The following is a 13,434-nucleotide window of genomic DNA, read 5'->3' on the forward strand; positions in this document are numbered from 1 at the left end:
GCCCATAACAAACCAGGTGATAGAAAAATACCAATTCTAAGACTGTTCCAGTAACTTAGCTGAATGAATGCCGTTGCTGATTTGGAGAATGATTTGATTTAACAGGAACGCCCTATATCGGCATGTCAAAGATGGAATCATAGTTCGGATCAGCAATGCCCAATCAGTTTATAACTAAATGGATAAAGTTAAACAAGGCTCCCTGCTACAACGCCATCAAATGTCCTCGCCATCAATGGACCAGCTTTTATTTTGAGCCAAGAGTTGGGCTGCCTGGTTTATGGGTAGCGGTTTAGCAAAGAAATATCCCTGGGCATATTGACAGTGCAACTGTTTCAGGAGTTGGGCTTGGGCTTGGGTTTCCACCCCTTCCGCAATCATATCCAGCTGGAGACGATGGCCCAGGGAAACGATGGTGCCAACAATATCTGCATTTTCACTATTGCTTTCCATGCGATCAACAAATGACTTATCAATTTTAAGGGAGTCGATGGGCAGCCGATGGAGGTAGCTGAGGGATGAGTAGCCCGTACCAAAGTCGTCAAGACTAATGTGTAGCCCTTTGTTCTTGAGCTTTAGTAGCTGTTGAATAGCCGTTTCTACATTCTCCATGGCCACACTTTCAGTCAGTTCCAGTTTGAGGCCACGGGGATCAATTTGGTGCTTTTGAACAATGGTGGCAATGGTCGTTGCTAGATCCTGCTGAACAAATTGCCGACTGGAGAGATTCACACCGATAAATAGGGGATCAACCCTGGGGAAAAGCTGTTGCCACTGACGAATTTGACGGCAGGCCTCATCTAGAATCCAATTGCCCATGGTCAAAATCATGCCGGTGTCTTCGGCAATACCAATAAAGTCATTGGGGGGCACAATACCCCGCTCCGGGTGTTGCCAGCGAATCAGGGCTTCAAACCCAGCAATCTGCCCCGAGTTTAAATGCACTATCGGCTGATAGTACAGCTGAAATTGCTTGTCCTCACCAGCATGGCGCAGCTCCATTTCCAGCTGGAACTGGAACACCGAACGGGTACGCATTTCTGGGTTGAAAACTTCATGGCGGTCCCGTCCTTGATGTTTAGCTTTACCAAGGGCACGGTGGGCATCCTGCAAGAGCTCGTTGGCAAAATACCCCTGCCCCTTGCGATGGAGGGCAATGCCGATGCTAATGGTGGTACTGACTGACTGACCATCGATCTGAATCGAACTCATCAGATTTTTTTGTAGCTGATCGGTGATGTCGACCACTTCTTGAGTATGGGCCACCGATGGCAAAATCACCGCAAACAGATCGCCGCCAATTCTGGCCGCTTCCGCCTTGGGCATATACTGGACAATACGCTCGGCGACGATCTGCAGGAGTCGATCGGCTACCGCCACCCCCAAACTTTCGTTCACCGATTTAAATAAGTCTAGATCGATCAGGAGTAGCGCCACCATCGGCTCTGGATCATACCGTCGTCGCAGATGGTGCTGCAGTCGCTTCAGGCTGGATACCCGATTGGGTAAACTCGTCAGCGGATCGTAGAAAGTGCGATAGAAAACCTGATAGGCAATGGTACTGCTGACGACGATGGCAAAGCCTAAAGCCGCTGGGACAAAGGGAATCCATCCCCCATAGGAAAACAGGATCCAGCCCGTGCTGATCAGGATCAATAATGCGATCGCACTGCTGATCGTTAGCAATACAAACCGCTGAATATGCCAAGCTAAAGTCCCCCCGATGAAGCACCAAGCCCCAATCCAGAGAATTTCCTGCCATTGGGACCAGCTCCAAATCAGGGCATAATCCCCCGCCACAACCGCCAAAATTTGGCTCACGGTGTGGGCATGCAAGATTACTCCAGGTGTGGTTGCTTCCGACCCGTTTTGGGCATTGAGGGGGGTAAAAAAGGTGTCCTTAATACTCGGAGCGACGGTGCCCACCAAGACCACCTTGTCCTTAAACCAATCGGGGTCAACCTGGTCGTTTAAAACCTCCGTTAGGGAGACTTGTCGAATCGCTTCATGTTTTGTTTGATATTGCAACATCACCTGATAGCCACCCATATCTCCATTTTGATACCCCCCCGTGTCCGAATCCAATGGGGGAAACAAAGTACCGGCAATGGTCAGACCTTCCAGATTTTTCTCAAAGATATCTGGGCCATAGCGCTCCTTCAGCACATGGAGACTTAAGCGCAAACCCAGGGCATAGAAATCATCGGGGGCAATCGAGGCAAACATAAAGTTACGGCGGATCACCCCATCCGTATCTGCCACAAAGTCGGCAAACCCCGTGCGGTCTGGATCCATGCCCTGGGGAGGGTCACTGCTGCGAGCTGGATCCAGACCCACATCGTACACACCATAGACGTTCTCCATCGCCAGCTGTTGGGTTAAACGCTCACGACCAGGGGGATGGTCAATATCTCGATAAATGTCCAGGCCAATGGCGGCAGGTTGATAGGTTTGTAAACGCTCTAGCAGTTCAGCCACCGTATTATCACTGAGGGGCCAATGGTTATAGTGACGAATATCAGCCTCAGTGATCCCCACCACCACCACCTCAGGTAACCCTGCGTCGGTGGCATAGTAACGCACTTGACTATCAAATGTTTTAAGTTCTATCCCTTCTAATCCCCCGAACTGGCGAATGCCAATGACCATGAGGGCTACACCGAGGGCAATCAATATGTAACCATATTGCTGCAACTGCCGCCATAGCAACAGCTGAGCAGAACGTAGATCACGACGGTAAAAGCTACCAAAGTGCAATGTGGCCCCCTAAAAGTAGGTAGTCGGATGATTAAAAGATGACAACTGTAACGATTGCCCGGATGATAGATACGTCTACCAAGGATTCCCAATCATCGTGAAACCGGACCAATAGGCCGGATGACTAAAGTCCCAACTACCACTGGCATCCAATCCGGGAAGATGGCCAATGATGCGATCCCCGTCACCATAGACCGTGCCGTTCCTAATACCCACATGACCTTGGAGCATCGCCAATTGGGCCTGACGCAGGGCAGCGCTGCGCCCTAAAGTCTGCTCCATCGCTCGATAAAACTCTGACATTAACCCCAGGGTACCCTCATCACTAATGGACCAAAGACTGGCCAGGGCTGTTTTCACCCCAACATTAAGAGCTAATCCGGCGAACCCAAATTCGGCCTCATGATCGCCCAGGGCCGTGGCACAGGCACTCAAAATCAAAAAGTCAATCGCATCCAGCGGTAGCTCCTGAAGTTGACTAAGATTAACGGTTTGATCCCAGAACTGCACATAGGAAGCCTCTAAATTACCCGGCTGAAATAGGGCATGGGTGGCCAAATGTACCGTAGTAAAATCGCTCCCTTCTAAACGCTGGGTTAGGGCTTCGAGGGTAAATTCATGATTTAGATAATATTCATCATTTTGTCGTTGACTAGCCAATGCCAGCTCCAAGGGTACGGCTTCTAAATCGGCCTGGTGTTCAAAGTCAGTAATGCCCATGGCCAGGGTAGCTCCAGGGGCATGGGCTCCAACCTCAGCTGCATAGCCCGCCCCAATGACGATGCCTGAGGTAGGCTCTAGGGACGTCAACCCAGCACTAGGCAACAGTCCAATGCTGTAGTCTTCAATCAAAAAGCGTTGCCCATCATGGAGCGCGGCCATGGGAATGGAACGCAGCCCCCGGTCTAGAATGAAGCCAATATGGTCGATATTAGCCGCTGTCAAATCGTCCACCATGGGTCCCACAAACCAATCAAATAGCTGCTGCGCTGCGGGCAAATATTGGGCGGGGCGCAAGACAGGGTTGGTAATAGTCTGCTGAAATGTGTCCATCACAGTCTGCACCTCTGCCGCTGTGACTGGAACAGGGCGATATATCGGAGATCCCTCACTCCCCACAAGCACCAGCTCAATGTGGTCCTCTTTGAGCCGGATATACATCAGGGCAGGGGTAATATTCTGGGTATAGCTAACCTGGGCTAGATTTTGCTGGATTTCCTGTAAAGAGGGAGCTGTGGGTATCGGTAGATTGAGGGCTTGGGCAAACTCAGAGGTGAATGCTGTCTCGATCTGGACCCAGATTAACTCGTCATGACTGATGACCCGGTCCTGCAACACCTCAGGGCCACTGTTTTTGTCATCTGTGCCCGGGGTGTTCCTCTGGAGAATTTCGATGTCAGATGAATTTGGCTGCTCTAGCGATGTAGGTATGACCTCGGGAGGACCTGTAAGATCGGGCTGGGGGACAGGGGGGGCCACCGGAAGCTGGGGTGTGGGCGGTAGCGAGACAGGGGGTGAGACGGGGGGTGGCTCAAATAAATTCTTGAGTTCAATAGTATCCAAACTAATTGCTTGGGTAATAGTTTGAGGGGCGTTCAAGGTATCTACTCCAGTGGAAATGCTGCCCACCGTCCCCTGTGCCTCACTATTTCCTAGGGAAAAAGGAACCGTTGGATCACTGCTGTAGTTTAAACGAATGGTGCCACCGTCTGTGGTTAATAAACTGACCGGAATAGTCCTATTAGCAATGGTGTCGACCACCCGAATGGATTGTTGCGTCACTATTTCAATATTCCCCCCTTGTCCTGTTCCCGTTGCATTGGCGGAGTCGATCACAATATCTTCAGCGGCACTAAGCTGAATAGTTCCTCCTCGGGTCCCTGCCATGTCGGGGCTAATAGCGGTGGCGGTAATGGCATCGGTTAAGATTGTTCCCTGGGTTGCCTGTAGGGAGAGAGTGCCACCGTGCCCCATATTGCTACTATCAGCTGTAGTATCGACAGCAATTGAGCCAATGGTGAGATTTCCGAGCTGACTGCTTAGGGATACATTACCTGCCGTGCCGGAGTTATTGGTGCTTGCCCTGGCCGATGTGGTGATATCCCCTGTGGTGATATGGCCCATGGCGCTAAGATTAATGTCTCCCCCAGATCCCGTATTATTACTGCCGCCGGAGGTCAGGGTACTCAGTCTCCCCGTCGTAATGTTCCCTAATGGGGTAAGGAGAGTAATGGCCCCGGCCTCCCCTGTATTACTGAGGGCATTGGTGGCCGTATCAACGGCGCCAATGGTAATGGTATCCATGGCTGACAGAACAATATTGCCGCCGTTTCCATGGTTGTTCAGACTGGCTCCCGCTGTACTGGTCAAATCACCCCCGTTTATACTGCCTTGGGTGGCCGTCAGCCGAATCTCTCCAGCACTCTCAGAATTATCAATGGTGGCGAAGGCACTGGTGCTGATATCCCCAACGGTAATCTCAGCACCAGTGATGTAAATATCTTGTTCTGGGGCCTCCAAGCGATCACCTGGGGCCATGGTAAAACGACCCTGACCATCACCATCCGCATCCGCTAAAAAACTAATACTGATGGTCTCCTGGGCAAAGGTTAAGGCCCCGTCACTAAGGGGCTTGATCGTAATATCATTGTCAGCCTGTAGGATTAAATGGGTATTGCCAAGAATGGAGGATTCTAGGGTATCTTCGTATAGAATTTGGGGTTCGCTAGTATCTGCACTGCCCGGATCGCTACCTGCTCGGATTTCGATATTTTCCGGGTCTAGGAGCAGGGTGCCTGGGGTGCCTTGCGATCGCAAATCCACCTGGCCCCCAAAGTAAAGCTGCTCCTTGCCTGAGATTTCAACACTCCCTCCAGCCAGCAACCCTTGGGCACTAATAGTCCCCCTAAACTGGGTATGCCCATCTGACCAAACCACCACCTGTCCGCCCCGCTCTCCATCCGCGACCAGAGCGGTGTCTACATCAACAAATGTGGACTGGGCGGTGGGAAGAAAGCCGCTACCCTGGTAATCCCCACCGATTAAAATACGTCCACCGTCCGCCGCCTGAATCGTCGCGGCCATGGTGGCAACGTGGTCACCTAAAATTTGAATCCGGTTGAGCTGACTGGTCGGCTGGCCCATGGTGGTCAACTCCCCCCCCACGAGGGCTGTACCCCAGGGAAGTTCCTCTAGGGTAGACAGAAGAGACCCTGTCAGTCTAAGGCTGCCATCCTCAGCCAGCTCAATGGCAGAGGCATGTTCTGTCTCCTCAGAGGTCAACCACGGAGGCAGGGTTTGCCTCGGTCCTGTTTGCCCCGGCCCTGTTTGCCTGAGCGGGACTGGACCAAACTGTAATCCGTCCGCCACCAAAACCTCCCCATGGCTACCGACGGCGGCTATGTTAATTGCTCCACCCCTCAGTGTGCCAACATTAACCACTGTATGGCCAATCAATGACAAAGAATGATCGGCCCCTACCTTCAGATCGCCTAGGTTAACAATAGTAGCTGGGTCGTCAGGGGCGAAATGCAGTTGTAGAATAGGCCCTTGTATCCCCTCCGGGTGGCCTACCAAAGCAAAATTGCCCTGGATAAAGTCCAGTCGATTCGCCGTTAAAACGGTAAAGTCACCGGCCAAATTTATTGATGACTCAGGGCCAAACAGCACTCCTGCCGGATTGATTAAATATAAACTAGCTGGACCACCGCTCACCTCAATCATCCCATTGATATGGGATGGGACACCATTAATGATCCGCCCCAAAACAGAATCCACACCAGGTGTGACATGAAACTCTGCCGTTTGACCACGCCCTAGATCAAATTTCTCAAAACTATGAAATAAGAGGGAGGCATCATCTGAAAGGGTACCTCCAACCACCCGGTAATCACTGTTAACCTGATTATCGAGTTGAATAACTTGAGTTTGGATAGAATCTTGGGCTGAAACAACTTGACCATAAGCCCGTGGATTATATACCAACCCCAGGCCCAGGGTGGTTATCCCAACAGCAAATATTGTTTGAATTGTTTGAACGCGACTACGCCATAACACCTGAAACCTGTCCATAACCATTGCTACTGCTCCGATAATTGATCGAGCGACGTTGCTGACTATCGAAATGATGTCATGAGGAAAATTTAACCTAAGGCCATTTCCCTGAGATCGGCTCATCTCCTAAATCGGCAACAGATACGAAGCTAGGACAGGTCTAACTATCAACTCATCAGCGGCGAACCTTTACGGCGTTGCACCCAATGTTGTGGATGACGTAACGTTCACTGAGTCTGCATCCACCGATAGAGGAACAATTTGATCGAGTCTAGCCGATGCCATTAAAGTTTGCCACTGGGTTAATACAGCTTGATTTTGGGGTTGTTGTTGTAGCTGATTCAGCAACAAGCCTAAATGGTCGTACCACAGCCCCCCATCCCCTAGGGCAGATGATTCTACTCGATCAACCCATCCTTCCACTGAAATATTTTCTGAGCGGTTGTTGGGATTACAAATAATGGATGCAGCCCAACGATAGCGCTGATCCACTTCTAACTTAGGTGCACCGACCATGGTGCCTAGATCTAATCCGACGAGGTTAGCAGCTGGTTCTACGGTCAAGCTGGTTTGATAAATAATCTCATCTTGGACATTAAACAGATAAAACTCTAGCTGTTTTGCACTCGCCACCTCGGGCACGCTCAACCAAAGTGTGGGCTCAGCCACGGCGGTTGCCCCCAAATTACTTTCGGGAATGATGGCCACCAGCGGCGCTGAATTTTGAGCACAGGCAGATGTGGGTAGTCGGGAAGCACCGCTAATCCGTCTACCCGGCAATCCTTGGCGTACTAGATCTTCTTCTGCCGCTTGAATGGATGGAGAAAAACACAAGACTCCTAGCACCATGGCTAGCCCTAGCGTAGCGAGTCGAGCCCACTGTTTGGAGACAGATAGAGGAGTTAATGGAGCTACAACGTTAGTGGGTGTCATATGGAGTCGTAAATCTGATGTCGTACTGTTTAATGGCATATACCTCTATGCCTTCTATGAGACTTTAGGCCTAGAGAGTCTCTGATGGGAGACATACTGCCCAATACATCCTTTAGAAATGCATCTTTTAGAATCGAATGCAAATAGTAAAGAATACATTTACATTCTATTTGGCAGGGAAAATTTAGTTATCCCATACAAGCCTCTCTCTCCCTTTTCTAAGGCATGGAAGCCCTTGAACAAAACCGTGGTTGTACTTACCTAATTATGTATTTTATGTAAAAATGCGCATATCTATTTAGACAAAAGTAGAAAGAGTGATGATGGGGAACAGCCCTCCCACCCTATGCTGGAGCCTTATCCCTCCAGAGGATAAAACAAAATCTAATTACTAGAATAAAGTGATTTTTGCTGATGATATCTTAAGAAATTGCTATGAACAATGTTCGCCATTTGGCGTAGTTAGAAGGCATGAAAAACGAGTAAGATCGTTGTATTTACTTATTTTTCACGTTAGTTGTGATTGATTTAATTTCGTAGATGACACAACTATTTTATTACATTGGAATACTTGGGTATGCCAGCGAAATTTCACCAGCGACATTTCAAATATATAGGCTTAGAGTTTCTAGACCTTAAATAGACCTTAAATAGTAGGTGTAGATAACGGCGTGGATAACGGGCATTGCTCTTGCCCCAGAATTTATACAGTTTTAGACAGTTATCAGCTATAAATTTCTGTAAAAAAACCGCCCTAGACTCATATCTAAGGCGGCCTGTGGGATTAAATGGTTGATCTCAATGGGTTGTTATCGTCCCTGTTTTCAATTGATATGTTGTTTCCTAGCATTGTAGGAAATCTTTTTCCCATCAGCAGAGCTGTGTTCACTCCTAGATATGTGCGCTATATAGTCGATCAGTGCTTGATTTACCAACTGCTCGTCATACTCTTTTGATGCTGATTGTAAAGGCTGTTGATTGGACTGAAACGTTTTACTGATGGCTAAGAAAATGCCAATAACAATGAATAGGGGTAAAAAAGGCATGGAGGTACCCTCATAAAATCAGTAGATGCATTGATGAAAGGGAACATGCACCCCACTGTACCTCTGTAAAATTACCGTGGAGATGATTTTGATCACAGTAGTTAAAGATTTTGATATGGGAAAGCTGTTAGGGCTGAGAGGACAGCCCAGGACACAGAAAAATCAGAGGACTAAACCAGAGAACGCCGCCAGTTAAAAAACCGACGCAGTATGTTTTTTAGTCGATCATTTTTGGCATAACTTTGCTTAGTTAGCTGTAGGGCTGCCTTGGCATTGATCTCTGACAGGGTGGGGTAGACGTGGATGATGCTCTTAATCGCTCCAATCTTCATCTTATAGCTCATGGCCAATACCACTTCATGGATCAGCTCACCGGCATGGGGGCCGACGATGTGAGCTCCTAGGATGTCACCATTTTTACGGGTAATAAATTTAGCAAATCCGTACCCCGCTGCTTCGGCCAGGGCTCGATCTACCTCTTTAAAGTCATGTTTGAGCACGGCCACATCATCCCCATATCGTTCCCTGGCCTGGGTTTCGGTCAAGCCCACGCGGGATAGTTCAGGTTCGGTGAAGGTAGCCCAGGGAATCACCCGGTAATCTGCTTTTTTGGTGGGGAGAAATAGGGCATTCTGAATCACCACGGCGGCTTCATAACCGGCCACATGGGTGAACTGATAGCCACCAATGACGTCACCTGCACCGTAAATGTGCTTAACACTAGTCTGTAGCTTTTCATTCACCTTAACGCCAGCTTTACCCACTTCTACGCCGATGGCCTCTAAGCCCAGGGATTCGACGTTGGGGACCCGCCCGGTGGAGAGTAAAATTTCATCCACGATGACCACCTGGTTGCCCATGTAAAGATGTTTTTTGCCGTCGATGATCTCTACTTTTTGGGCCCGACTTTTGGTGAGTACCCGAATGCCTTCAGATTCCAGCTGTTTTTGGACGACGGCAGCCGCTTCCGGTTCTTCCTTGGGCATGATTTGATCGCCGCTGGCAATGATGGTAACCTCAGCCCCCAATCGGGCAAAGGACTGGCCCAATTCACAGCCGATGGGACCAGCGCCAATCACGGCTAGGGAGTCTGGTCGCTGCTTGAGGGAAAAGACCTGTTCGTTGGTTAAGAAGCCGACGTCCTTGAGGCCTTCTATGGGGGGAATGGCCGGACGAGATCCGGTGGAGATTAGGAAGTTGCGGCCCTTGAGCTGCTGTCCATTGATTTCAAAGGTGCGGGCGTTGATAAACTGACCTGAACCATAGAATACGTCCACCCCTAGGGCTTCAAATCGCTCCGTTGAGTCATGTTCTTGGATGATGCTAATGACATTCTGAACGTGGTTAATGGCTTCTTCGAATTTGATGGTGGGCGGGTCGGTGTAGATGCCAAACTTAGATCCGGTACGTACATGGTGGGCCACCTGGCCGGCGTGGATCAGGGACTTACTGGGGACACAGCCATAGTGCAGACAGTCCCCACCCAAGAGGTGCTTTTCCACCAGAGCAATGCGCGCGTTGAGCTGAGCCCCAGCACTGGCGGCCACAAGCCCGGCAGACCCACCGCCAATCACTACAAGATCGTACTCAACTGTCATGGTTTATTACTCCTGATGGATTTCCTATTTGAAGCTACAGGTTGTTTCTGAACCCTGGCTGAGAACCTCTGGAAAAAATGCTAAAGGTCGTCCCTAAGTTCGGATCGGCAATACCCAGGTTGCTCAGGGGGCGCCCAGGGTTAAGGAGTGAGGTATCGCTGGGAACCGGCTTTCAGCCATTCCCTATGGCCTGCTTGGTGAATGCATGGGGCCTTGACTTGGAACTTTGACTATAGGCGCTACGGCTTATGGATGTGGATCTAGCTGTAAAAACTTCAGGATCAGCTGCTGTTGATGGATAATTCGGGCTTCTAGCTGGTTGACGGGGCCAGGGCGATAGGTGCCGCTGGCGTAGCCTTTTTGAACGCTTTCGGTGAGGGCAATATCTTCGTTGGTAAAGGCATCAAAGTCAGCCTGTAGGGTTTCTAGCGGTGGACTCAGTTGGGGAATACCGTAGACTTCTGACCGTAGTTCGCAAGTGTCAGGGGTGAGGGGTTCGATGTAGAGCCAGGCGAGGATGCCGTTGGGGAGACCGAGCAGGTGGAGGTTGGGAAAAATACCGTAGGTTAGGAAGGATGTGCGGCCTAGCTCAGGTAGATCGGACAGGGTGGAGTTGTCGGCCTGCCAGCTATTGAGGACGGGGGTGCGGAGTAAATTGGTGTAGGTTTCTAGCTGGTGCTCGTAGTATTTGATCGGGCCTTGGACTTTGTGTAGGGTATGGCGATGTGCGATCGCAACATGATAATCACACAGGGTATTATCGTGAAAATTCTTCCAGTTACAGGCCACCGTTTTCCGCTGGGTGAACAGCAAGCGGGTTTCATCCCGGCGGTGCTGACCCAAATGGGTGGGGATGCTACCTAAAAAGGTGTGAAGCGGTGGGGCATCGTCGGTAAAACAGATAAATAGAAAACCACACCAGGTTTCCAGACGAATGGGCTGGAGGGTATAGTCCTTAGCCTTAAAGGATTCTGAGAATTTTTGTTGAGAGGGGACTCCCACCAAATTGCCCGCCAGATCATAGACCCAGGCATGGTACGGACAGATCAGATGCTTTTGGGATGAGATGCCATTGGCATTGCACAGCAGCGAGGCCCGGTGGAGGCAAACATTATGAAACGCGTGGAACTCGCCGGGGGCCGTACAGGTAATCACCACCGGCTTACCCACCACCTGCCTGACCCACACCTGCCCCACTGTGAGCTGGTCACTATCGCCTAGGTAGAGCCAAGTACGCTGAAAAATATGGGTGCGTTCCACCGGCCACAAAGCGGCATCGGTGTAATGCTCGGCGGTGAGCAAAAAGCGCTCGGGCAGTTCAACTGTTAAGTCAGTCGTCAATTCAGCTGTCATTGGCGATTTTGGTTCAGATACCATGGCAGATACACTTGGAGCTAAGCGGTCACCAAATCCTGCTTGCCCCGCAGCAGGTCAGTAATTTCATGCTTATAGGCCTGGAACTTGGGGTCCCGTTTAATGGCATAGGTGCGCTCCGCCGGTAGATCAACCATGATTTCCCGCTGGATGGTACCTGGTCGGGCCGTCATCACGTACACCCGTTGGGAGAGGAAAACCGCTTCTTCCACATCGTGGGTGATCATCAAAATGGTGCATTGCGTCCGCTTCCACAGATCTAACAAAAACAGCTGCATGGCTTCTTTGGTTTGCACATCCAGGGCGCCAAAGGGTTCGTCCATTAGCAGGATTTTGGGATGACAGGCGAGGGCGCGTGCGATCGCAACCCGCTGCTTCATTCCCCCCGACAGCTCCTTCGGCAAGGATTGGGCAAACTTAGTCAGCCCCACCACCTCCAGATAGTAGCTAGCCCGTTCCCGACGCTGCTGCTTGGCCATGCCCTGGAGCTTCAGACCAAACTCCACATTGCGCTGCACCGTCATCCAGGGATAGAGCGTATATTTCTGAAACACCATGCCCCGATCAGCTCCAGGTCCCGTCACCGGCTGATCATCGACGGTAATCTTGCCGCCCGTAGGCGCATCTAACCCAGCAACTAACCGCAGCAGCGTTGATTTGCCTGAACCAGAAGCTCCCACGGCACACACCAGTTCCCCGGTGTCCACATGCATACTGATATCCTTGAGCGCCACCAATGGGCCTTGCTGCGTTGGAAATTGCTTATAAAGCTGAGAAATTTCAAGATGCATAATTAATCAAAGGCCCACTTACAGGTTGTCTTGAGCACCCAACGAAAGATCAAATCAAGGGCAAATCCAATCACCCCAAGCATAATCAAACAGGCAAAAATCTCATCGGTCTTAAAAAACCGTTGGGCCAACAAAATACGTTTCCCCAAACCCTCTTCCGCTGCCACTAGCTCCGCAATCACCACCAAGTTCCAGGCACCGGCCACATTAATCCGAAAAGCATCAATAATATTGGGAATAACATAGGGGGTAATCACCGACATCAGTACCTGCCAGCGCCGCCCCCCCAAGGTGTAGGCGGTCTCAATCAAGTCCTTCGGCACAAACTTAACCGCATCCATAATCATCAGGATGTTATAGAACACCGTCCCGATAAAAATCAGGGTAATTTTTGGTTCCTCATTCAGCCCCAGATAAATAATTAACAATGGAATAAATGCCGGGGCGGGCATATACCGCAAAACTCCAATAATTGGCTCCATGAAGGCCCGAATGCTAGCATAGGCACCCATACTGATGCCTAACGGAATGGCAATCAGGGCCCCCAAGGTAAACCCAATGGCAACCCGGCTAAAACTGGCCAAAATATCTTGGGTAACAAATCCTTTTTCCCACAGTCGCAGAAAGGCTCCAACCACATCCTGAGGGCTGGGTAAGAACTTAGGATTAACCCCGGTGTAGTTCGACAGAATCCACCAGAGGGTAAACGGAACCACCACAGAAGCCACAATCAGCGCCCAGTTCAACCCATTGGGAATATCCTCGGCAATGCGCCAAAACACCGTTGGCTCTAGGCTTTTTGGTGCTGGCTCAAAATCATCTCTCAAGGGATCAGAGACTTGAGTCATAGGTCAAAACAAAGGGTGAAGAACGGAGCGTAAT

The 13,434-nt window shown here is 50.2% G+C and carries 8 protein-coding genes; all 8 read right to left on the reverse strand.

The window, feature by feature from the left end:
• Positions 1–216: 216 nt before the first annotated feature.
• Positions 217–2,757, reverse strand: coding sequence for an EAL domain-containing protein (locus VB741_RS07195; protein WP_323364480.1), 2,541 nt, complete (start codon positions 2,755–2,757; stop codon positions 217–219).
• Between the two features lie 75 nt (positions 2,758–2,832).
• Positions 2,833–6,834, reverse strand: coding sequence for a CHAT domain-containing protein (locus VB741_RS07200; protein WP_323364481.1), 4,002 nt, complete (start codon positions 6,832–6,834; stop codon positions 2,833–2,835).
• A 165-nt stretch (positions 6,835–6,999) separates the two neighbouring features.
• Positions 7,000–7,659 (reverse strand): DUF928 domain-containing protein, encoded by a 660-nt coding sequence (locus VB741_RS07205; protein WP_323364482.1) that lies wholly within the window; start codon positions 7,657–7,659, stop codon positions 7,000–7,002.
• A 908-nt stretch (positions 7,660–8,567) separates the two neighbouring features.
• A complete protein-coding gene (locus VB741_RS07210; protein ID WP_323364483.1) occupies positions 8,568–8,789 on the reverse strand; it encodes a hypothetical protein in 222 nt (73 codons plus the stop codon).
• Between the two features lie 170 nt (positions 8,790–8,959).
• On the reverse strand, positions 8,960–10,387 hold the full coding sequence (locus tag VB741_RS07215) for a dihydrolipoyl dehydrogenase family protein (RefSeq protein ID WP_323364484.1): 1,428 nt from the start codon (positions 10,385–10,387) through the stop codon (positions 8,960–8,962).
• 246 nt (positions 10,388–10,633) lie between these two features.
• Complete coding sequence (locus VB741_RS07220) at positions 10,634–11,740, reverse strand: aromatic ring-hydroxylating oxygenase subunit alpha (RefSeq protein WP_323364485.1); 1,107 nt, start codon at positions 11,738–11,740, stop codon at positions 10,634–10,636.
• 41 nt (positions 11,741–11,781) lie between these two features.
• Positions 11,782–12,552, reverse strand: a complete 771-nt coding sequence (locus tag VB741_RS07225; protein WP_323364486.1) for an ABC transporter ATP-binding protein — start codon at positions 12,550–12,552, stop codon at positions 11,782–11,784.
• A 2-nt stretch (positions 12,553–12,554) separates the two neighbouring features.
• Positions 12,555–13,400 carry an ABC transporter permease gene (locus tag VB741_RS07230; RefSeq protein WP_323364487.1) on the reverse strand — a complete coding sequence of 282 codons (846 nt, stop codon included), beginning with the start codon at positions 13,398–13,400 and terminating at the stop codon, positions 12,555–12,557.
• Positions 13,401–13,434 lie beyond the last annotated feature (34 nt).

It is taken from the genome of Leptothoe sp. PORK10 BA2 (assembly GCF_034932105.1).
Classification (GTDB): domain Bacteria; phylum Cyanobacteriota; class Cyanobacteriia; order Phormidesmidales; family Phormidesmidaceae; genus Leptothoe.